The organism is Methylomicrobium lacus, from assembly GCF_041897535.1.
Taxonomy (GTDB): Bacteria; Pseudomonadota; Gammaproteobacteria; order Methylococcales; family Methylomonadaceae; genus Methylomicrobium; species Methylomicrobium lacus_A.
Genome location: NZ_CP169217.1, coordinates 3813309 through 3834818 on the forward strand (window position 1 = coordinate 3813309; position 21510 = coordinate 3834818).

The window sequence follows — 21510 nt, forward strand, 5'->3', positions numbered from 1 at the left end:
ATTAACGCTTAAAAATCCCGCCAACTGCCAGGGATGTAGCCAATGCCAAAATTGGCGCTGTCATTGTTTGAAGTCAGATTGGTGAGGAGCATTGAGTCATAAACAATCGAATAGCTGCCATCCATATCTTCTCCGCTGGCTTCGGAAATAAGCGAGCCGTATATCACAGAACTGCCGTTGAAATCGGTGCTCGGGGATGTGGAGTCGGCGTATGGATCATCCGGGTTGTTAAAAATATAGACAACGCCATAAATTCTTCCTCCGTTGCCCTTCATTTCCAACAAATGATCGTCCATGATCAAAATCACCGGATCGGTTTGTGATCCGATCACTTGATTGGAGCCCATGACGCAGTTTCCGGTTATCCACCATAGGCGGAATGTTTGCCCTGCCGTGTTGCTCAGGCCGCTGCAATTGTCGATCACGTGATTATAGGTGGCGGCCATCGCTTTCACGGTAGCCCAATCCGCTCTCGGTACGCCGAACAAAAATTGAAATAAGTCATTGGGAAAATTAGGGTCATTGGGCAACACATCAGGGAACGTGCTGCTGTAGGCGGTCAGGGTAGTGCCGTCTCCATCGGAAATCAGCTCGGTATTGCCGGATGGATTGCTGCATTGCGGGTTGTTGCCGTTGAAAAATTCCATTTGACACGTTGCCGATGACCCTGTCATCTCAACATTGGCGTTGGTTTTCCCCGTCCATATCGACACCGGCACACCGTTGCCGCCGCCATTGGGATTCGCGGCAATGTTAAAGTCGCCTCCGGTTCCCACGGAGCCCGCGACAATGACTGGAACATCGGGGGAGGAGCCGCCGAGAATTTTTTTCATGGTGATTTGGCGGCGTAACGTTGACGTCCCGGTTCCGTCCGCACCTAATCCCGTCGAGACAAATTCGTAAATTGCCATGCCGGCATAGCTTGCGCCGGTATTGTTGATGGCGACGCCAAACGAAGGCTCGCCGGCCTCGGCCGCCGTGCCGTCCGTTTCGGTGCCGTTGGTAATCAGCGTGTTATTCACAATGTTGGCCATTGACGCCGTTCCGGTGAAGCCGGTTTGAAATCGATTGATGAAGCGCTGTGTCGCAAAATCAAGTCCGGCTTCCGCGGTGGAAAAAGCTTCCTTATAACGCGCTTCATTGCCCGCCATGCGCTGCTCTAGGGTGCCGACGCGCGTGGCGAAGAACACCATCAGGGAAATAATAAGCAAAATCACTACGGTGACCGCCAAGGTTGCCAGGCCGGTTTGGCGGTATCGGGTTGCCGTCTTCATAGTCATCGGATGCCTCTTAGGGTTTTGACGAGCGATTGTTAATACCAGTCGTTTCGTAATTTAACGGTCTCGGTAATGGTGCGGGATACGTTGGCGTCTCTGACTAAATTGCCGCTCAAAGTGATCGTAATTTGCCGAACGGTAATGCCGGCTTCGCTGACGGTTGATTCGTCGAAGGTGAGTCCTGAAATATTCACGAGCGTGCTGTCCGTCAAATCTGTCCATCCTGAATCATCGCAAGCATTGCCGCTGGCACGGGTTTCGACGGTATGATTGTCGCTGTCAAGACGGAAACCGTAAAGTTCGGTTGCTTGGATGGTTCCGAACGTAGCGGTGGAATCGTAGGCATAGGTGACGCAGGATTTGGCGACGCCTTGATCATTGGGGGAGATAGTCAGGCGGGCGCTACCCTCGGAAAACGGATTGGTAGGCGACACGGCGGCGTTCACCGCTGCGTTCCGGTTTGATCCGGCCCGGCGCAGATCGCGAGTGATTAAACTCATTACCGAGCGCAGTTCCTGATTCAGTTGGATGGCTTTGATGTTATCGCTATCGGATTTGATCATCGATGCGAACAAGCCGACCACCAAGCCCAAGATAAAGAGCCCAATCAGCATCGAAATCAATAGCTCCAACAAGGTGATGCCCTGTTGGCCGTAAAGCCTGCGGATGGATTTAACCGATCTTTTCATTCTCATGTTGGCTAACAATCCGGATTGTCATGGTAGCTGGACATGGTCGTACTGTCTGGCCTGCAGATGCGGTTTCTTCCCGACGTGCTCGTTCTGACGCCTAACGTTTTATTGTTTCCTCCGTTGAAAGTCACGGTTCCCGAAGTATTCGACGTGCCGCGCAAGGAGGTGAAAAGCCGATAGCTGTAGTTATTAAATTTGGCCGACACGCCGGCATAATCGGTGCTGCGCACGACGCTGCCCGCAGCGCAACTGTTGGCGGTGTTGCAGTCGCAAGTCGTGGTGCCCGGCTGGGTCATGCCATAACACCAGGTGTTATGGGCCGTGTTCAGTGTTGCCGGGCTAAATGCGATGCGCATATCCGAGTTGGTTTTGATGGCTTCCATCTTGGCATTTTGCAACGCCGCCAAAAAAGCTTCCGCCGCGCCTTCGGCGCGTTGCGCACGCATCGCGTTCTGGAATGAAGGTACCGCCAGCACCGCTAAAATCGCGATGATGGCAACGACGATCAATAACTCGGTAAGGGTAAAACCGGTGTTGTGCTTTTTCATACTTGACCACCTTAATATGGATAGCTGTGCAGTCGAGTATAATCGAGCTTAATTGATAATTAAGTGATTGGCTGCGCAAAAATACGAGCGGAATTTATTAATTTTGCAGGACGCTTCACAAAGCGGCCGTTAGATCCAAATTTTTACGCGGATACGTACGGGCGCCGCCTTGCCGAGGGCATCGATTTGCAAAATTGGTGACGATTGAGTCAGATCGGTCGAAACTCGGCGTTTGTCAAAAGCGTGATATCTTCCGCGTATCCACAAAAATACGCTCTCTGCTAAGCTTACATGGATAAAATTAGCCGAGGAGGATGCCATGAGCACTTTTAAACGAAATGCCGGATTTACTTTGATTGAATTGATGATTGTTGTCGCCATCGTCGGTATTCTGGCAGGGCTCGCTTATCCGAGCTATACGGAATATGTCAAGAAAGGCCGCCGCGCCGATGCAAAATCCGCCCTTTTTCAAGTTCAGCTTGCAGAAGAGAAATACCGGGCAAACCATACCAGCTATGGCACACTGGCGCAGATTGGCGTATCCGATACATCTCCGAATCAGTATTACACCATTGCGATTGACGGTGACACCTTAAGCGGCACAGCTTATACGGCGACAGCCACCCGCACAGGTTTGCAAACAGATGATAATTGTGGAGACTTTCAAATCGATCAAAGCGGCGCCAAATCTCTGGTGGCTGAAACCTATGCAAGTGGTTACGATACCGCAAAATGTTGGTAAAATGTTCGGATGACACATGACATTAAGATGACTGAATTATGTTTATGCGGCTCCGGTATTGTCTACAGCCAGTGCTGCGGAGTTTATCATCACACGGATGCGGCCCCTCCTACCGCCGAAGCGTTGATGCGTTCGCGCTTCACGGCTTATGCGCAACGTGATGCCGATTATCTGCGAGCTACCTGGGACAGCGGCAAATGCCCGGATGTGATCGACTTTTCCCGCGAGACGGCGGTGTGGCAGCGGCTGGAAGTGCTCGACACCAAAAAAGGCGGTCCTCAGGACGACAAGGGTATCGTCGAATTCAAGGCTTACTATCTGCAGGACGGCGACGAGTGCGCGCTGCATGAAGTCAGCCGTTTCCTCAAAAAGGAAGGGCGCTGGTTTTATCTGGACGGGGTGATCAAGTCGCTCGGCAAGATCGGAGCTACCGTCAACCTCGGCAAAAACGCGCCGTGCCCTTGCGGCAGCGGTAAAAAGTTCAAGCGTTGCTGCGGTGCGGCGGCATAAAGCCGGTTTCGCTCTTCCTTTCTCACGAGCGTTCCCGCATCCGGCGCTTGCATCCGCCATTGCCGTGAAAATATCGACCTTTGAAGCTTTCTTCACAGCTAAGAATGGCCCGTGAGGGCTTTTCCATGTCCAGTTTTGGGCCTGAATTCAAGCCGAACGACGGTTTTTTGTACGGAATTTCCACTATTGCCTTGTGATTGATTTTCTGAGCCTTATATAGGGTAGAATATTTCCGGAACCATCAAAGCAGGGTAAAAATGAAAACACAAAAAATAGGATTTATCGGCGGCGGCAACATGGCGAGCAGCCTGATCAGCGGTTTGATCGCGTCGGGTCACGAGCCGGGCAATATCTGGGTTTCGGATATTAATGCCGAGCAACTGAAGTCGCTGGCCGAACGTCTGAAAGTGAATACGACCGCATCGAACGACACGGTGGTCAATCAGACCGACGTCGTGGTGCTGGCGGTCAAGCCGCAGACTTTGCGCGATGTCGCATTGCAGGTCGCCCCGGCGATTCAGCAACGCAAATCCTTGGTCGTCTCGATCGCGGCCGGCATCAGCGAGCGCAGTCTGAGCGCCTGGCTAGGCGCCGAGACGGCGATCGTGCGTTGCATGCCGAATACGCCGGCATTGGTGCTGACCGGCGCGACGGCGCTGCACGCGAATGATAAAGTCAACGCCGAGCAACGTAACACGGCCGAAAATATTTTGCGTTCGGTCGGTATCGCACTGTGGGTCAAGGAGGAAAAGGAACTCGATGCGGTGACCGCGGTGTCCGGCAGCGGACCGGCGTATTATTTTCTGTTGATGGAAGCGATGGAGCAGGCGGCGGTGGAACTGGGCCTGACCGAGGATACCGCGCGTCTGTTGGTGTTGCAAACCGCCTTGGGCGCGGCCAAAATCGCGCTGGAGTCGTCCGAAAGCCCCGAACTGCTCCGTAAACGCGTGACTTCGCCGGGCGGCACCACGCAGCGCGCGATCGAAACCTTCCAGCAAGGCGGTTTCAGCGAACTGGTTTCGAAAGCGTTACACGCAGCGCGCGACCGCTCGATCGAAATGTCCAATCAACCGGAGTTCAATTAATGGGTGCAAGCTATTTTACCGATCCGATCGTGCTGATCATCGAGGCGCTGTCCTCGTTGTATATCCTGGCGGTATTGCTGCGCTTTCTGCTGCAGTGGTGCGGCGCCGACTTTTATAATCCGATCTCGCAGTTTCTGGTCAAGGCGACCCAGCCGCCTTTGAGGCTGTTGCGCCGCTATGTGCCGCCGATCGGCAAGATCGATACGTCTTCGCTGATCCTGATGCTGGGCTTGCAGATGCTGGCCAATTTTTCGATCGGACTGCTGCAAGGCGCGACGCTCGGCATCGGCGCCCTGACCGTGATCGCGATCATGGAACTGATCAATTTGCTGTTCAACGTCTTCATCTTCGCGATTATCGCCAGGGCGGTGATGAGTTGGGTGAATCCGGGGCGCTTCGATGCGGCTTCGTCGATCCTGTACAGCCTGACCGAGCCTTTGTTGAATATTTTCAGACGGATCATTCCGGATCTGGGTGGTATCGATCTGTCGCCGCTGGCCGCGTTATTGTTCATGCAGGTCGCCCGCATGATCATCCTGCCGCCGCTGAGTCAGTTGGCCGCGCTGATCGCCTGGTAACCGCTGCCGCTCCGGCAACACGACCTTTGCCGGAGCGGCTCAATGGGGCTGGCTGCCGTTTTAACATGCCGATCTTTCGCTATACTTCTCAAGATTCCCGTTTATTCAATTACAAGTCATGCAAGACCGCATTTTTTCGATCAGTCTGTTGATGTTTGCCGTGTTGGGCCTGACTGCCTGGCAGACGGCCTATGCCAAGAAGATGTATCGCTGGGTCGATGAGAACGGCAAAACGTTTTTATCCGACCAGGTGCCGCCGGAACAGGTTCAGCATCGCCGCGAGCAGTTGAGCGACAAGGGCCGCGTGGTCCAGGTCACCGAAAAGGCGAAAACCCCAGAGCAGATTGCGCTGGATCGGCGTCTTGAAGCCTTGCGAAAGGCTCAGGAAGAGGTCATCGCCAAACAAAAGGTCAACGACAAGGTCTTGTTGAGCGCTTTTCGCAACCTGAACGATATGCAGGAGGCGTTAAAGAAAAAAATGCTCGCGATGGATGCGCAGACCATGATCCTGCGCGGCAATAAAAACCGGGCAGAAACCGAACTCGAAAATCAATTGAAACATGCGGCGAGTCATGAGCGCAGTGGCGAAAAGATCCCCGCGGCGCTGACCCGGAACATCGATAAAGCGAAGGCGCAGATCAAGACGGTCGAGGCGGAGATCGAGAAACAGGAAGCGAAGAAACGCCAGGTCAAGTCCGCTTTCGACGCCGATATCGAGCGCTATAAATTTCTGACCCACTCCGACACCGAAGCACCGCAGGAATTGAGCGACAAAAGCGCGGAAATGAAGGCCGCCGTCGAACTGGGCCTGTATCTTTGCGGCAGTCCTGTGCAGTGCGAAAACGCCTGGGCAAGCGCGCATCAGTTTGTGCGCACCTTCTCGACGACGCCCCCCGACATCGATAACGACAAACTGCTGATGACCGCAGAGCCTCAGGCCGACTCCGATTTGAGCCTATCGGTCTCGAAGATCGATATGGGCAATCAGCAACAGCAGTTGTTTCTGGATATCCGCTGCCGGCAGTCGTCGCTGGGCACGGAACTCTGCGCCAGCGACAAGGTGCGCGATATTCGTTCCTCTTTCAGGGCGTTTATCGAGAACGGCGTTGCGGGAGCAGGGGCTAAGCAGCTAACGGCTCAGCAGTAAGGTGCCGACGCCCTGATCGGTAAATAATTCAAGCAATACCGCATGCTCGACGCGCCCGTCGATGATGTGCACCTTGCCGACGCCGCCGCGTAACGCATCGGTCGCGCAGCGCGTTTTCGGGATCATGCCGCCCGAGATCGTGCCGTCGGCGATCAGATCGTCGACGTCTTTCAGGGTCAGGCCCGTGAGCAAGTTGCCTTCCTTGTCCAGAATGCCGGCGGTATTGGTCAGTAGAATCAGTTTTTCCGCTTTCAACACTTCCGCGACTTTGCCGGCGACCAGATCGGCATTGATGTTATAGGAGTGGCCTTCCGCGCCGACGCCGATCGGCGCGATCACCGGAATGAAATCACTCTGGCCGAGCATCTCGACGACCGCAGGATCGATGCTGCTGACTTCGCCGACATGGCCGAGATCGATGATTTCGGGCGATTGTGCGCTGGGGTCCGCTTTGGTCAGTTGAATCTTTTTCGCGCGGATGAAATCGCCGTCCTTGCCGGTCAGCCCGACGGCCTTGCCGCCGTGAATGTTGATCAGATTCACGATTTCCTTGTTGACGAGTCCGCCGAGCACCATCTCGACCACGTCCATCGTTTCGCTGTCGGTAATCCGCATGCCGTCGATAAAGCCGGTCGTCTTGCCGAGCTTTTCGAGCAAGCGGCCGATTTGCGGGCCGCCGCCGTGCACCACGATCGGATTGATGCCGACCAGTTTCATCAGCACGATGTCGCGCGCGAAACTGTGCTTGAGGGCCTCATCGACCATCGCATTGCCGCCGAATTTGACGACCACGGTCTTGCCTTTGAAGCGTTGAATGTAGGGCAGGGCTTCGATCAGGACATCGGCGATTTGGTGAGCTTTTCGGTTTTGCATCGTTTTTGGATTTCCATGCTTAAAAAGGAAGTGATATACCGGGTTTTACCGTTTTGAGCAACTGACTAAATTGTTGCTGAATTTTTTTCAATGTCTCTCGGTTGTCGGCTTCGAAACGGAACATCAAGGATGGCGTCGTATTGGAGGCCCGTACCAGACCAAAGCCGTCAGGGAAATCGATCCTGAGGCCGTCGATCGTGGTGGCTTCGGCGCCCGAAAATTGGGCGGTCTGCAACAGTTTTTCGATGATCCTGAAATTCTCGCCTTCCTCCAGCGTGATGTTCAATTCCGGGGTATTGATGCTGTCGGGCAGCGCCGCGAAGACTTCCGCGCTGGTGCGGGTATCCTCGGACAGGATTTCGATCAGGCGGGCGGCGGTGTACAAGGCGTCGTCAAAACCGAACCAGCGGTCATTGAAGAAAATGTGCCCGCTCATTTCGCCGGCGAGGCTGGCGCCGGTTTCCTGAATTTTCGCCTTCATCAGCGAATGTCCGGTTTTCCAGAGCGTCGGCCGGCCGCCTAATTTTTTGATCTGGACGGCCAAATGCCGGCTGCATTTGACGTCGAAAATGATCTCCGCGCCCGGCCGCGCGGCCAATACGTTTTGTGCATACAGCATCATTTGCCGGTCCGGCCAGATGATCTTGCCGTTCGAATCGATCACGCCAAGCCGGTCGCCGTCGCCGTCGAAGGCCAGGCCGAGGTCGGCCTGGTAATGCTTGACCGCCATGATCAGCTCTTCCAGGTTTTCGGGTTGGCTCGGATCGGGATGATGATTCGGGAACGCACCGTTGATCTCGCAGCACAATTCGATCACCTCGCAGCCGATCGTTCTGAGCAATTTGGGCGCCATGTCGCCGGCCACGCCATTGCCGCAATCGACGATGACCTTCATCGGCCGGCCCAGGTGCACGTCGTCTGCGACCGTGCCGATATATTCGTTGCCGTAGCGGCTGTCTGTTTCGATCGTGCCGGGGCCGCCGACGGTAAAGGCCTGGTTGTCGATGCATCTTTTCAGGCTTTTAATGCGCTCTTCCGCGAGCGTTTCCCCCTTGATCATCATCTTGATGCCGTTATACTCGGCCGGATTGTGGCTGCCGGTGATCATCACGCCGCAGCGGTCTTCGGTGTGATGCGCGACAAAATACAGCACCGGCGTCGGTACCATGCCGATGTCGAGCACGTCGCAACCGGTGGAGACGATGCCGCGGGCGACCGCTTCCGACAGTTCGGGACTCGAGTTGCGGCCGTCCCGCGCCAGTACGATCGTATCGCAACCTCGCGCTTTGGCTTCCGTACCGAGCGCGCGGCCGACATCGTAGACGATGTCTTTCGTTAAGGCTTCACCGGCGATACCGCGGATATCGTAGGCCCTGAAGATGGCGTCCTTAGGGTCAACGGCTTTTGCCGAAGGGACGATCGTGGCTTCGATTTTCGGTTTGTCTAAAGCGATGGGCTCGTTCGAGGCGCTTGCCGCCGGCTTGGGCTCCGGTTTTTTGCCGAGTGAAGCCGGGACAGGCTTCTTAAATATTTCGGATTTTTCGTTGCGGCGTTCGGGAGTCTTGGGTTTTGCCTTCTTTGCCGGTTGCGTGTCGAATCCGAAATCGCCCATATCCGATGAAAAGTCGCTGAATCCGAGGTCGTCTTCGGCTGCGTTAAGTGGGGCAACGGCGACATCGTTGCCGTCGTGGTCCAAAACCCGCTTGTATTGCGACAAGGTCGAAATAAAGCCGTGCATTTCGGTCAGCTTGGTCGAATAGCTGCCTTGAAATTTGTTTTTCATCAAATCTTTGAATGCCCGCATCGTGCTGCTCAAGTCTTCGCTCAGCATCTTCGATAACAGACGATAGCTCAGCAGAAAAGCCGCCGCCATCAGGCCCAGCGGAATCAGGATGAAACTGAGCATCAGGCCGTAGTCGAGCGTGACCGCCGAGCCGGACGTCCCGTAACTGATTTCCCAATTGGTGTTTGCAATCGGGATTTGCAGGCGGCTGCCGTCCTCTCCGGCGGGGGGCTCGCCGGACGCGCCCAATAACAATTTCTCCTGATGCAGGCGGATATAGCCATCGCTGACCTGCGCCTGCGCTATGCTTTTGCGGATGATGTCATCGTCGAAACTGACCAGAAGCACGCCGATCGTTTGCTCGCCCTGCACGACCCTTCTGGCTATCGCCAGGTGTCTGTTGGCCGGATCGTCACCCTGATGAATTGCCGGCAAAGGGTTGCGGTTGGTGGAGAGCGTTTCGCGCACCATATTCAGATCGGCGTAAGTCATCGGCGGCGAACTCTTGTCGTCCAGTTCGGTGATGCCGGGCAGCAGCAGCCGGACATTCAACGCGTGGGGAAGATGCTGCATTAGCTTGGCCGCAGTCAGGCGCATCGATTCCGGGTTTTGACCGGCGACCACCTGCACCGTTTCGGCGTCCTGCGCCAATTTGTCGAGGCTGTTATCCAGCAGGTCGATTTGCGTGGCAATCGATAGGCCGATACCCTTGGCGAGCCCGGCGACTGCGTCCTCTTTCGCTTGTTCCATGGCGCTGGATGCGATCCAGAAAACGCCGGAGCTCGATAGCAGAAGCAACAGCGCGGATAAGGCGGCCAAATAAGAGAAAAGTCGAAACATTCTCTATCCCTTCAAATAGAAATTAAACTGACAGGTTATGAACGAGCGGCGCGGGCCAACTTTAATGAGTCAACGCATCTCAAATTCGCTTAAGGATAGTCGATAACCGCAATAGGATTAGGCTTTTCCGGTCGAGCCGAAGCCGCCGCTGCCGCGCTCGCTGAGGGTGGTGAATTCAGGCACGATTTTGAGCGCGACCTGCACTACCGGCATGAAAAGCAGTTGCGCGATTCTTTCGCCCGGATTGACGACATAATCGTCTTCGCCGTCATTATGCAGGATCACGCCGATTTCGCCATGATAATCGGAATCGATGATGCCGATTCCTTGTCCGACCCGGATTTGATGATTCAGGCACAGCCCGCTACGGCTCGCGACGACCGCGACCAAGCCGGGATCCTGGATATTGATCGCAAGGCCGGTGCCGATCAGCTTGTGCTGGCGGCCGCCGATCGCGACCGGTTCGGGAATGCACGCCACCAGATCCATGCCTGCGGAGCCTACGGTTTTATAGGACGGAACGCCGTATTGTTCGAGCAGGGGATTTACTAATTTGGTTTCTATCAATCGCTTCATGGTACAGGGATGGGGAATTCGCTTGGCTAAAAAAGCGCCTGATTGGCGTGGGCAAAAGCGCAATTTTAACATTCCTGTTCCTTGCGGACATCCTATAAATCCATGATGAAGCCAAAAACGGAAGCAAGACGGCAACGATCCGGGTGGATCATTGCCGGGATGGGGATGGGTTAGGGCCGATTCAGCAAGCGGTCATAGGCGAAAAAGCCAAGATAAATCGTGAATATCATGATCACCGATTCAGACGAGAACAAACTCAAGCCGGTGACCGAAGGGCCTGGGCAGTAGCCGCTCATGCCCCAGCCGATGCCGAAAATGGCCGCCCCGGCGATCAGCTTCAAGTCGATCGACGTCTTTGGGGGGAGATGAAAAGACGCCGACCAAAGCGGCGCGGGGCGTTTGAGAATCAATTTGAATGCGATCATCGCAACGGACAGGGCACCGACCATCACGAACAGCAGGCTGGGATCCCAGTGGCCTGTCACATCGAGAAAATTCAGCACCTTATTCGGGTCGACCATATGCGCGAGCGCTAAGCCCGCGCCAAATAAGATACCGCTCAGGAGCGCGATCAGATGGGTTTTCATGCGGCCACCTCCAACAGATGACGGATCACATAGACCGTTACCATACCGCTGGCGATAAAGGTCAGCGTCGCCGCGATCGAGCGGATCGACAAACGGGCGATGCCGCACACGCCGTGACCGCTGACGCAGCCGTTCGCCATGCGGGTTCCGAACCCGACCAGGAAGCCCCCGATGCCGAGCAAGCCGATCGGGTAGCCTTGCCGCGGCGTATTGAAGCCTGGCAAAAGCCCTTGCAGAAACAATCCGCCGATGACCAGTCCGGCCAGGAACAACAGGCGCCAGGCCCTGTCGTTTTTCGGGGCGAAGAACACGCCGTTCATGATGCCGCTGATACCGGCGATGCGGCCGTTAAAAAACAGGAGCAAGGCGCAACTGATGCCGATCAGGGCGCCGCCGGCGAGAGCGGAATAAGGGGTGAAATTTTCCATTGCTTGGCCTCCGCAGGCTAAATAAAAAGGAGCAAACAGTGGGTCTGCTTAAAAGTAGAACATTAGTATATTCTACTTTTAAATCAAAGTGAAATTCTATTTGCTGCTGAGAATAGCAAATTTCCGTTAGCCTGTCTCTAGGTTTTGCCGGCATTTTCCTTGCTTCCTCTCCATGAGTTGCCGTCATTGATTCGGGAGCGGAAGGGATAGGAATCAGGGGCCTTCCTTGGCTTCCGGCAATCCATGCCGGATTCAATCGAGAGGAGGGAATTTAGGTAAACCCTTATGCTAGCGTTTGAGTTTAGCTTTGATTTTTTGGGTCAAAGCGACTTTTTGAGTTTGGCTTTGATTTTGATGGTCAAAGTCACTTGATGATTAGCCGCAGGATCGCCAATGAAGGCCGTGCCGGTGACATCGCCTTTGAACTGGACGATTTTGGCTTCGCCAGCGGAATCCAGTTTACCCGTTACGGAAACGGAACCCTGGTGTCCACCGAGCGAAATCGTATCGGCTTGGAAGGGTAACAAAGCCGCATTGCCGGCTTCAAAATTAGTGGTTCCAAGCACTTTTTTGTTCTTCAGATCATCTCCCTGGATGGTACCGTGCAATCTTTTTTTGATAAATAATCTTCCGTTGCCTTTGAAGATTTCACTTTCGGCAACTAGCTCGGTAGTCGGGTCACGGTCGTAATGACTTGGCCCTTCCCATTCTTCCAGAGTCCATGTGATGTTATCGGCGGTTTTCAATCGGTCATAATTAACGACAAGTTCCAAATGGTTGTTTTTGGGGTCTTTCAAAAGGTCCTTGCCGTCCAGCTTTTTCTTGTCCCTGCCGGTAAAATTATCGTCAGAATTTTTCGGCAGATCATAATAAACAATGTCGACATCCTTATTATCAACCGGCAGTTCCATTGTTATGAACTCAGCATGCGAAGAAGTCGCCCAGGCCAAAAAAATTAAAGGGCATAATGCGAAGAAGCGTTTCATGGCACATCACCTACGATTAAAAAAAGGTTAAGCCTAATCATACCCCGAAAACTATAATTTAAAATAGATTTATTGCTTAATTTATTGAATAAAAGAGAGATATGGGTAATGAAACGTAGAGAAAAAAGGATGGGAGTTGCTTCATGCCGGCGGTGTTCCGGACGAGACGAGGGGCGGGAAGCCCTGCGTGATGCAGGGCAAAACGGAGGATTACCAGTTCAGAAATAGCGTTTCGGCCAGACGTTCGACCGACCAGGCGACCAGCAGGCTGAACGCCGACAAGCCGAGCGCCGCATAGAGCAGGTTGATGCGGATATCCTGCCAAGGGTTGCGTTGGGTGGTTTGCATCACAATGATTCCTGTCGAGTTGCAGAGGATTTCATTGTGCGGCGCTTGAGTTACAGTTTCACGACGGTTCGGTGACAGTTACGTGAACCGCGCCTGAGCCCATGGGAAATGCCTTAATCCACCGCGCCTTGGGGCTTCAGCGCATCGATCATCAAGCGGCCAATGTCGGTGTGATGCAGGATGTTCGCAAACGGCTCGGTCGCGCGCTCGTTGCCTTTCGTAAACACGAAGACCGGCGTGCTGGTATGCGCGCCGCTGGCCCAGACGACCTGTTGTTTTGCACTCAGAATTTCGGCGAGAAGTTTTTCGCGATTGTCCTTCGTGTACACTAAAAATGTGCTGTTGCCCGGCAATTTGTTGGTATTCGTTTGGGTCACCAGGAGACTATTGGCTTCGTCGGTATCGATCTTGAATCCGGTATGGCGGTTGACCCGTTCGGCCAGGACGCCCGCCGTCTTTTGCGCGGGCGGCAGCGCGTCGAATTCGGCAAAGATCTCTTGATAACTGAGGTTTTGCGCATACAGTTTGTCGAGAATGTCGGGACTGCCGAAATTGAAATTGGGCTTGAAGACATGGCCGCTGGCCAGACGTTTCGGTTCGGGAATATTCTTGCCCGAATAGCTGAAACCGAAGCCGCCGGTTTCATGATCCGCGGTCACGATCAATAAGGTGTCTTCCCGCTCGCCCAGCCAGTCCAGAACCTTGTGCAGCATCGCATCGAAGCGGAGCATTTCATGCAGCATCAGTCCGGCATCGTTCCGGTGCCCGGCCCAGTCGATCTGGCCCGCTTCGATCATCAAAAAGAAGCCCTGTTCGTCGCGCTCCAGAATCTTTAAGGCCTGTTCGCTCATCTCCGCGAGCGTCGGCTCGGCATGGTTAGGGTTCAGCCGGTTTCGGCTTTCCATAATGCCGTCGCTCATCCCTGAGCCTGCAAACAGGCCCAGGGTTTTGCCGGTTGCCTGGCGCAATTGCCGGGCGTTGAAGACCAGTCGGTAGCCCTGTTTCCGGGCGGTATCGAGCAAGTTCTTGTCGTCCTTGCGCGCCGAACCGATCTTGAAGGCATGTTCGGTCATCGTTTCGAGCTGTCGATGCACGGCCGAATCTTTTTCGGCGGCGGCCTTAGGCAGCCAATAATCGAGGCCGCCCGAAAACATCAGGTCGGCGTCGGTGGCGAGCAAGCCTTCCGGAATGATGGTTTCGTGGCTGCGGTGCGTTTCGTGCGCGGCGAATGCGGCGGGCGTCGCATGCGTGATCCGGGTGTCCGAAACCAGGCCGGTCGCCTTGCCCCAGCGTTTGGCTTTTTCGATGATGTTTTCCGCGGGACGCCCCTCCGCATCCAGCCCGACCATTTCGGCCTTGGCGAATTTTCCGGTCGCGAGTTGCGTCGCGGAAGCCGCCGAATCGGTGACCAAGGCGCCGTCGGGATAGGTCAGCGAGATGCCGATGCGTCCGTTTTCGATTATCCTGTCCAGCGCGGTTTTGTGATTCCTGAGCACCCCATGCGGCGCCTGCCGGGCATAGGACAGCAGCAAGCCGACCTGCTGCGGCCCCATGCCGTCGCCGATGATCATGATCACGTTCTTGATCTTCGGGGCTGCGGCGGTTTTCTCGGCAATTGTCGAACAGCCAGTCAGCAAAAAACCGGCGATTCCCAACAGGATGAGTTTCGGTAACGCAGACGGGTAATCTTTCATCGGTTTAAGCGTGAGGGGGCAAGGATGGGGAATCATTTCTGTCGACTGCCGGGACGCCGCCGCCATGAGTTTATGGGGGGCTAAAGCCGGTCGGACAGACGCATCGCGGAAGCCTCGATGCCGTGGCATGACATCGAGGCTTCCCGCTACTTAAAACAAGCCGCTGATCCGGCCGTTCTCGTCGATGTCGATCTTCTCGGCCGCCGGCACTTTCGGCAGGCCGGGCATGGTCATGATGTCGCCTGCGATCGCGACGATGAAGCCGGCGCCGTTCGCCAATCTGACTTCCCTGATTTCGACCGTGTGTCCGGAGGGCGCGCCCTTGACCGTGGCGTCGGTCGAGAACGACATTTGCGTCTTCGCCATGCAGATCGGGAAATGGCCGTATTCGGCATTCCAGGCCGCAAGCTGGGCCTTGACCTTCGCTGTCGCGGTGACATTCGCCGCACCGTACAGCTTGGTCGCGATCGTTTCGATTTTTTCCCAGAGGCTCAGGTGGTCGTCGTAAACGAAACGGCAGCCGTCGTGATGATGGTCGGCCGTTTCGGCGACCGCATGCGCGAGTTGTTCGGCGCCCTTGCCGCCTTCGGCCCAGTGTTTCGATATGATGCAGACCGCGCCCAGCGTCCGGCACTTGCCCTGCAACAAGTCCAGTTCGGCCTCGGTGTCGAAGGTGAAATGGTTGATGCAGATCACGCAGGGCAGGCCGTAATGTTCGGTGATGTTACGGTAATGCCGCTCCAGGTTTGCGAAGCCTTTGTCGAGCGCGCTCAGGTTTTCCTGATTCAATTCTTCCTTCGCGACGCCGCCGTGGAATTTCAGCGCCCGCACCGTCGCGACCAGCACCGCCGCCGACGGCTTCAAGCCGGCCATCCGGCATTTGATGTCGACGAATTTTTCCGCGCCGAGGTCCGCGCCGAAGCCGGCTTCGGTGATTACATAATCGGCCAGTTTCAGCGCGGTCTGGGTCGCGGTGACGGTGTTGCAGCCGTGCGCGATGTTCGCGAACGGGCCGCCGTGGATGAAGGCGATATTGTTTTCGAGCGTCTGCACCAGGTTCGGCTTGATCGCGTCTTTCAACAAGGCGGCCATCGCTCCGTGCGCATTCAGGTCGCGCGCGTATACCGGCGTCTTGTTGTCGGTCTTGTAGCCGATCACGATGCGGCCGAGGCGTTCTTTCAAATCGGCGCGGCTGGTCGCGAGGCAGAGGATCGCCATCACTTCCGAGGCGACCACGATGTCGTAGCCGTCTTCGCGCAGGTAACCGTTCGCGGGTCCGCCCATGCCGACCACGATGTGGCGCAGCGCGCGGTCGTTCATGTCGACGACGCGCTTCCATTGAATCCGGCGCGGGTCGATGCCGAGCGCATTGCCGTGGTTGATGTGGTTGTCGATCAGCGCCGACAGCAAATTATGGGCGACGCCGATCGCATGAAAGTCGCCGGTGAAATGCAGGTTGATGTCTTCCATCGGCACGACCTGCGCATGGCCGCCGCCGGCGGCGCCGCCTTTCACGCCGAAGCAGGGGCCGAGCGAAGGCTCGCGCAGGCACATGATCGTCTTCTTGCCGATCCGGTTCAGCGCATCGCCGAGGCCGACCGAGGTGGTGGTCTTGCCTTCGCCGGCGGGTGTCGGGCTGATTGCGGTGACCAGGATCAGCTTGCCGTCCGGCTTGTCGGCGAGGCTGCCCACATAATCCAGCGACAGTTTGGCCTTGTAATGACCGTAAGGGTCGAGATGTTCGGCGTCGATGCCGAATTGTTCGCGCGCCAGGTCGATGATCGGTTTCATTTTGGCCTGTTGGGCGATTTCTATGTCTGACATGCTTTCCTCGTAGGGTGGGCAGCTTTGCTGCCCACCGTAAGTGAATATTTTAAGGGGCGAACGTAAAGCGGTTTGTCCGCTTTAAAAAATTGGATGTTGCCGGGCAGGCTTAATTAGCCGCCGTAAACCGGAAACCGCGCGCACAAGGCCGCAACCTTCTCGCGCACCGCCGCAATCACGTTTTCATCGTCGATGTTTTCCATCACGTCGCACATCCAGTGCGCGACTTCGATCACCTGTTCTTCCTTGAAGCCGCGCGTGGTCGGCGCCGGGGTGCCGACGCGGATGCCGCTGGTCACGAACGGCGATTCCGGGTCGTTAGGCACCGCGTTCTTGTTGACCGTGATATGCGCCTTGCCGAGCGCCGCGTCGGCGGCCTTGCCGGTGATGCCTTTCGGAATCAACGATACCAGCATCAAATGGTTGTCGGTGCCGCCGGAGACCACGTCGAAACCGCGATCGATGAAGACCTTCGCCATCGCCTGCGCATTCTTCACCACTTGCTGCTGATAGGTCTTGAATTCAGGATCCAGGGCCTCCTTGAAGGCGACGGCCTTGGCCGCGATCACGTGCATCAAAGGGCCGCCCTGGATGCCGGGGAAGATCATCGAATTGATTTTCTTTTCGATTTCGGCGTTCGCCTTGCCCAGGATGATGCCGCCGCGCGGACCGCGCAGGCTCTTGTGCGTGGTCGTGGTGACGATGTCGGCATACGGCACCGGGTTCGGGTAAACGCCTGCGGCGACCAGGCCCGCGACGTGCGCCATATCGACCAGCAGGTAGGCGCCGACCGCGTCGGCGATCGCGCGAAAACGCGCCCAGTCCATGATCCGCGAATACGCGGAGAAACCGGCGACGATTACTTTCGGTTGATGTTCGCGCGCCAGGGCTTCGATTTGATCATAGTCGAGCCGGCCGGTGGCGGGATCCAGATGGTATTGCACGGCGTTGTAGATCTTGCCGGAGAAGTTCGGTTTCGCGCCGTGCGTCAAATGGCCGCCGTCGGACAGCGCCAGGCCTAGAATGGTGTCGCCCGGCTGGATCAGCGCCATATAGGCGGCGGCATTGGCTTGCGAACCGGAGTGCGCCTGTACGTTCGCCCAGTCGGCCCCAAACAGTTGCTTGGCGCGGTCGATGGCCAATTGCTCGACGACATCGACGTGCTCGCAGCCGCCGTAATAGCGCTTGCCCGGATAGCCTTCCGCGTATTTGTTGGTCAGCACGCTGCCTTGCGCTTCCTGAACGCGCGGGCTGGAATAGTTTTCGGATGCGATCAGCTCGATGTGGTCTTCCTGGCGCCGGCGTTCGTCTTCGAGCGCCTGGAACAGTTCATCGTCGTAACCTTCGATAGTCATCGATTTATTAAACATGCAAATCTCCATAAAGAATTTGGGATATTTTAGGGCTTGTCGGGGCTGCGGTGCAAAGCGTTATCGACCGGCCGTCGTTTTCGGGTAAAGCAGTAAAATCTGCAAATCGGCCACATTGGTGCCGGTCGCGCCGGTGATCAGCAAATCGCCGGATGCCTGAAGGGCGTGATACGAATCGTTGTTGGCGAGCCGGGCGTCGGGATCGACGCCTTCGGCGCGCATCCTCGCCAAGGAGCCTGGGTCGATCCGTCCGCCCGCTGCATCGGTCGGGCCGTCGCGGCCGTCGGTGCCGGCGCTCAGAAACACCCAGTCCGCGTCGAGCTGTTGGCGTTCCGCGGCCAAGGCGAACGCGAGCGCCATTTCCTGATTGCGGCCGCCGAGGCCGTCGCCGGTCAGTCTGACCGTCGTTTCGCCGCCGGCCAGCAAGGCGTTCGGCCTGCCGACTGGCGGCAGCGCGGCGATCGTGTTGACCCATTGCTCTGCGACTTCCCGGGCGATGCCGCACAAGCGCTCGCTGTAGATTCGGGTCTCGTAACCGAGTTGCCGCGCGTGTTTGGCGGCGGCATGCAGGCTGATCGCATTGCTGCCGATCAGCGTGTGGTCGGTTTTCTGAAAGACGGGATCATTCAATTTCGGGGTTTCAGGAACTTGCCCCTTTGCACCGTTTTGTAAATGGTCGCGGACCGCATCGGGAAGCCGTTCCCAAATCTGCCGGTTTTGCAAGATAGCGATTGCCTCGCCGAAGGTGCTCGGGTCGGGCACGGTCGGGCCGCTGGCGATCGCGCTCAGATCGTCGCCGAGCACATCGGAGAGAATCAGCGCATGCAGGTCGGCAGGCGCCGCGAGTCTTGCGAGGCCGCCGCCTTTCAGTTGCGACAAATGCTTGCGTACGCAGTTGATCTCGTTGATGTCCGCGCCGCTGGCCAGGAGCAAGCCCGTGACCGCGCATTTTTCGGACAAGGATACGGATTCGACAGGGCAGGGGATCAGGGCCGAGCCGCCGCCGCTGACCAGCGTCAGCACCAGTTCGCCGGCCTCTGCCTGGCCGACTTTTTCGGCGATCCGCCTGGCGGCGTCGAGTCCTGCCGCATCCGGCAACGGATGGCCCGCGCCGAAGACATCGGTATGAGTCAGTTCAGCGACATTCTCGTAGTTGGTCACCGCGATGCCCTTGCCGGCCCACAACGCTTCGGGAATCGCCTCTTCGGCCGCTTTCGCCATCGCCGAGGCGGCCTTGCCGAAAGCGATCAGATGGATTTTCCGCCAGTTGCCCCGGCGCTGCGGGTTCGGATCACTGCTATCCAGACCGATCGCCAAATGCTCCGCTTCGGCCGACAGGCAGTGCTTGACCGCCAGATACGGATCGGCCGCCGCCACGCCCGCCTGGTAAATGGCGAGGGCATCATCGCGCAACGCGAGGGTCGATTCGTTTTTCACTGATTGAGTCGGTGTACGGAAGCGGCGATCAAGCCATTTGCTTGGCTAATTCGAAAATGTTTTCCGCGTCGAAAACCAGCTTATTATCGGTAAACAGTCTGCCGATGCAGGCACGGTGCAGTTCGAGTTTCAACGGGCCGAAGCCGAGCGCGCCCCAGACGATCTTGCCGTGGCGTTCCAGGCCTTTGTCGAAGACGTCGATGCCGCCGATGCCGATCGGTGGGGTCGCGTTCGCATCCACGACCAGTTCGATGTGAGGATTGTTTTGCCAGTGTTCGGCGCCGATCAGCTCGATGCCGGCCGCGCCGGCCGCAAACACGATGTTCGCGTTTTCGATGGTTCGGCCTCGGGCATCATTATCGACCGCTTCGATCGGGGTGATGTCGACGCCGAAGCGCGCCTTCATCGCTTCGCAGGCCTCGACGACCTTCGTCATTTTGCGGCCGGTCATCGAAACGACCGCGCCTTCGCGGCTCAGCATCACCGCAGCCCGTTGTCCGACCGGGCCGGTGCCGGCCAGGACGACCGCTTTCTTTCCGGCCAGGCTGCCGCTAACCGCGAGTTTGGCGACCGCGGCGGCGGCGGTCGTGTTGCCGCCGTTGCTGTCCAGCATCACCGAGACCTGAAAGCCCGGAAAAAATTTGCTTTGCACCGCCTTCAGCAAGTGTTGGCCGGCGATCATGTCGCTGCCGCCGATGAAGATCGCGGTGTTTTTCTTGTCTTTCGGTGCCCGGGTAAAAATCGCGCCTTCGACCAGGCCGGAAATCGTGTTCGGTGTCAGGCCGCCGAAACCAGTCACGTGATCGGCGCCTCCGTCATAGGCGACGACGGTGTCGAAGACTGAGGGATGCGGGTCGGTATCGAATTGGAACAGCAATTTTTTCATGGAAGTGCGGGATTGGGCCGAATACGAATGTTAAATGGGCGCTTATTATACCCGAGATGCGTTTTCGATGTTGGCCGAGCTGAGGCGTACGGATCGGTCACATTTAGCGATCAATTGGCTTGCGGGCGTGAAGGCTTGACGTTATCATTAACCGCAGGCAGACAGGGCTCGAATACAATCAAAATGGCGTGAATGCTTAGGTTCTCCGCAGTTGTTATTTGCCGCGAGCGATGATGTTTTCCAAATGCAGCGTTATCAAATAAGACCCTCACCTTTCAATTATTAGGGATAACAAATGAAAACCCCCGTTCATATCGCGGTTTCTGGTGCTGCCGGACAAATCAGCTATTCCCTGCTTTTCCGCCTGGCCTCGGGCGCATTGTTCGGCCCGGAGCAGCCGATCGTATTGCATCTGCTCGAAATTCCGCAGGCGATGCCTGTGCTGAACGGCGTGGTGATGGAGTTGCAGGATTGCGCGAGTCCTTTGCTTTACCGGGTCGAAACGACCGATGACCCGCGCATCGCCTTCAGAAACGCCGATTATGTGTTTCTGGTCGGCGCGCGCCCGCGCGGGCCGGGCATGGAACGCAAGGATCTCCTGGAGGTCAACGCGGAGATATTTTCGGTACAGGGCAAGGCGCTGAACGATGTCGCCAGCCGCAAAGTGAAGGTCTTGGTGACCGGCAATCCGGCCAATACGAATGCCTTGATCGCCCTCACAAATGCGCCCGACCTCGGGCCTGAGAATTTTTCCTCGATGTCCCGCCTCGATCATAACCGGGCGATCAGTCAGCTTGCCGATAAATGCGGTGTGCTGGCTACCGACGTGAAGAACATGTCGATTTGGGGCAACCATTCGACGACCCAATATCCCGATCTGCATCATGCGAAAGTCAAGGGTCAGGATGCGCTGTCCCTTGTCGAGCGCGACTGGTTTATCAATGATTTCATTCCGACCGTGCAGCAACGCGGCGCGGCGGTGATCCAGGCACGCGGCCTATCGAGCGCGGCCTCCGCGGCCAATGCGGCGATCGATCAGATGCGGAGCTGGGCCCTGGGTACGCCGGAGGGCGACTGGGTCAGCATGGGCGTGCTGTCCGACGGCAGTTATGCGATCGAACGGGATCTGATGTATTCGTTTCCGGTGACGGTGGCCAACGGCGAGGTCACTATCGTGAAGGGGCTGGATATCAATGAATTCAGCATGCAAAGGATGCGGATCAGCGAGACGGAATTGAAGGAAGAGCGGGACGCGATCCGGCATTTGTTGTAAATGCTGCCGAATACGTGAAAAAAAGG

At 56.5% G+C, this 21510-nt stretch carries 21 protein-coding genes; 6 read left to right on the forward strand and 15 right to left on the reverse strand.

What is annotated here, in order from left to right:
• Window positions 1–8: 8 nt before the first annotated feature.
• The 3 genes from ACEPPP_RS17130 to ACEPPP_RS17140 are packed head-to-tail and all read right to left on the reverse strand — an operon-like array spanning window position 9 to window position 2517.
• Window positions 9–1280, reverse strand: a complete 1272-nt coding sequence (locus ACEPPP_RS17130; RefSeq protein ID WP_374088576.1) for a PilX N-terminal domain-containing pilus assembly protein — start codon at window positions 1278–1280, stop codon at window positions 9–11.
• A gap of 32 nt (window positions 1281–1312) precedes the next feature.
• Window positions 1313–1966: a prepilin-type N-terminal cleavage/methylation domain-containing protein gene (locus ACEPPP_RS17135; RefSeq protein WP_374088577.1), complete on the reverse strand. Its 654-nt coding sequence runs from the start codon at window positions 1964–1966 to the stop codon at window positions 1313–1315.
• Between the two features lie 11 nt (window positions 1967–1977).
• Complete coding sequence (locus ACEPPP_RS17140; RefSeq protein ID WP_374088578.1) at window positions 1978–2517, reverse strand: GspH/FimT family pseudopilin; 540 nt, start codon at window positions 2515–2517, stop codon at window positions 1978–1980.
• Between the two features lie 319 nt (window positions 2518–2836).
• On the opposite strand from ACEPPP_RS17140, the gene ACEPPP_RS17145 reads away from it, so the two are divergent.
• From ACEPPP_RS17145 to ACEPPP_RS17165, 5 genes are all read left to right on the forward strand, one after another.
• Window positions 2837–3259: a type IV pilin protein gene (locus tag ACEPPP_RS17145; RefSeq protein ID WP_374088579.1), complete on the forward strand. Its 423-nt coding sequence runs from the start codon at window positions 2837–2839 to the stop codon at window positions 3257–3259.
• Window positions 3260–3286: 27 nt separating this feature from the next.
• Window positions 3287–3769, forward strand: a complete 483-nt coding sequence (locus ACEPPP_RS17150; RefSeq protein ID WP_374088580.1) for a YchJ family protein — start codon at window positions 3287–3289, stop codon at window positions 3767–3769.
• A gap of 257 nt (window positions 3770–4026) precedes the next feature.
• Complete coding sequence (proC, locus tag ACEPPP_RS17155; protein WP_374088581.1) at window positions 4027–4854, forward strand: pyrroline-5-carboxylate reductase; 828 nt, start codon at window positions 4027–4029, stop codon at window positions 4852–4854.
• The gene (locus ACEPPP_RS17160) at window positions 4854–5432 is read left to right on the forward strand and encodes a YggT family protein (protein ID WP_374088582.1); all 579 of its coding nucleotides are present in this window, start codon (window positions 4854–4856) and stop codon (window positions 5430–5432) included. Before proC ends, ACEPPP_RS17160 begins: the two co-directional genes overlap by 1 nt.
• A gap of 118 nt (window positions 5433–5550) precedes the next feature.
• Window positions 5551–6579: a DUF4124 domain-containing protein gene (locus ACEPPP_RS17165; protein ID WP_374088583.1), complete on the forward strand. Its 1029-nt coding sequence runs from the start codon at window positions 5551–5553 to the stop codon at window positions 6577–6579.
• Here ACEPPP_RS17165 and argB read toward each other — a convergent pair.
• The 12 genes from argB to ACEPPP_RS17225 form a co-directional block, all read right to left on the reverse strand.
• On the reverse strand, window positions 6562–7452 hold the full coding sequence (argB, locus tag ACEPPP_RS17170) for an acetylglutamate kinase (RefSeq protein ID WP_374088584.1): 891 nt from the start codon (window positions 7450–7452) through the stop codon (window positions 6562–6564). The two genes, ACEPPP_RS17165 and argB, sit on opposite strands and share 18 nt — an antisense overlap.
• Window positions 7453–7471: 19 nt before the next feature.
• A complete protein-coding gene (locus ACEPPP_RS17175) occupies window positions 7472–10075 on the reverse strand; it encodes a phosphomannomutase/phosphoglucomutase (protein WP_374088585.1) in 2604 nt (867 codons plus the stop codon).
• Window positions 10076–10192: 117 nt separating this feature from the next.
• The gene (gene dut / locus ACEPPP_RS17180; RefSeq protein WP_374088586.1) at window positions 10193–10651 is read right to left on the reverse strand and encodes a dUTP diphosphatase; all 459 of its coding nucleotides are present in this window, start codon (window positions 10649–10651) and stop codon (window positions 10193–10195) included.
• Between the two features lie 170 nt (window positions 10652–10821).
• Window positions 10822–11238: a DUF6691 family protein gene (locus ACEPPP_RS17185; protein WP_374088587.1), complete on the reverse strand. Its 417-nt coding sequence runs from the start codon at window positions 11236–11238 to the stop codon at window positions 10822–10824.
• Window positions 11235–11666: a YeeE/YedE family protein gene (locus ACEPPP_RS17190; protein WP_374088588.1), complete on the reverse strand. Its 432-nt coding sequence runs from the start codon at window positions 11664–11666 to the stop codon at window positions 11235–11237. The genes ACEPPP_RS17185 and ACEPPP_RS17190 overlap by 4 nt, the downstream gene beginning before the upstream one ends.
• A gap of 320 nt (window positions 11667–11986) precedes the next feature.
• Window positions 11987–12652 carry a hypothetical protein gene (locus ACEPPP_RS17195; RefSeq protein WP_374088589.1) on the reverse strand — a complete coding sequence of 222 codons (666 nt, stop codon included), beginning with the start codon at window positions 12650–12652 and terminating at the stop codon, window positions 11987–11989.
• A gap of 210 nt (window positions 12653–12862) precedes the next feature.
• Complete coding sequence (locus tag ACEPPP_RS17200; protein ID WP_374088590.1) at window positions 12863–13000, reverse strand: hypothetical protein; 138 nt, start codon at window positions 12998–13000, stop codon at window positions 12863–12865.
• A gap of 113 nt (window positions 13001–13113) precedes the next feature.
• On the reverse strand, window positions 13114–14694 hold the full coding sequence (locus tag ACEPPP_RS17205) for an alkaline phosphatase (RefSeq protein WP_374088591.1): 1581 nt from the start codon (window positions 14692–14694) through the stop codon (window positions 13114–13116).
• Between the two features lie 150 nt (window positions 14695–14844).
• Window positions 14845–16518 (reverse strand): formate--tetrahydrofolate ligase, encoded by a 1674-nt coding sequence (locus tag ACEPPP_RS17210; RefSeq protein ID WP_374088592.1) that lies wholly within the window; start codon window positions 16516–16518, stop codon window positions 14845–14847.
• Window positions 16519–16631: 113 nt separating this feature from the next.
• Entirely contained in the window at window positions 16632–17888 is a 1257-nt protein-coding gene (glyA, locus tag ACEPPP_RS17215) for a serine hydroxymethyltransferase (protein WP_374088593.1), read from the reverse strand.
• A gap of 60 nt (window positions 17889–17948) precedes the next feature.
• Window positions 17949–19325, reverse strand: a complete 1377-nt coding sequence (locus ACEPPP_RS17220; RefSeq protein WP_374088594.1) for a glycerate kinase — start codon at window positions 19323–19325, stop codon at window positions 17949–17951.
• 28 nt (window positions 19326–19353) lie between these two features.
• Window positions 19354–20211, reverse strand: coding sequence for an NADP-dependent methylenetetrahydromethanopterin/methylenetetrahydrofolate dehydrogenase (locus ACEPPP_RS17225; RefSeq protein WP_374088595.1), 858 nt, complete (start codon window positions 20209–20211; stop codon window positions 19354–19356).
• A 295-nt stretch (window positions 20212–20506) separates the two neighbouring features.
• Between ACEPPP_RS17225 and ACEPPP_RS17230 the strand changes: the two genes are divergently transcribed.
• Complete coding sequence (locus ACEPPP_RS17230; protein WP_374088596.1) at window positions 20507–21484, forward strand: malate dehydrogenase; 978 nt, start codon at window positions 20507–20509, stop codon at window positions 21482–21484.
• The last annotated feature ends 26 nt before the right edge of the window (window positions 21485–21510 follow it).